Origin of the sequence: Mesorhizobium sp. M2E.F.Ca.ET.209.01.1.1 (assembly GCF_004010375.2) — a bacterium.
Lineage (GTDB): Bacteria > Pseudomonadota > Alphaproteobacteria > Rhizobiales > Rhizobiaceae > Mesorhizobium.
Genome location: NZ_SADP02001209.1, coordinates 1 through 288, shown reverse-complemented (window position 1 = coordinate 288; position 288 = coordinate 1). Strand labels below are relative to the sequence as shown.

Genomic DNA, 288 nt, shown 5'->3' with positions numbered 1-288 from the left:
CGCTGGACAGAGTTGCTTTTCGCTCGGACGATTTCGAGGCCATGCGCTTGGCCACACTCGTAGGCATGGGTATTGGCCTATTGGCGGACTGGGTTGTTGGTCCAGACGTGCGAAGCGGAGCGCTGATCCGCCTTGGCCTTGGCGGCGAGAGTTGGAACAGGCGCCCCACCGGCATTTATCTACTGCGGGCACTCGCCAAGCCATCCGCAAAACTTGGTGCGTTCATGACAGCATTGCGCAAACAGATCGGGACGCCGCCGACTTGGGAGCAGTAACGCGCCTGTAGAC

1 protein-coding gene is annotated in these 288 nt (G+C 60.4%); it reads left to right on the top strand.

From position 1 onward, the window contains the following. Positions 1-275 (top strand): LysR substrate-binding domain-containing protein (locus EN852_RS39765; protein WP_246694598.1); only part of this gene is annotated, 275 nt, incomplete at its 5' end. Positions 276-288: the final 13 nt, after the last annotated feature.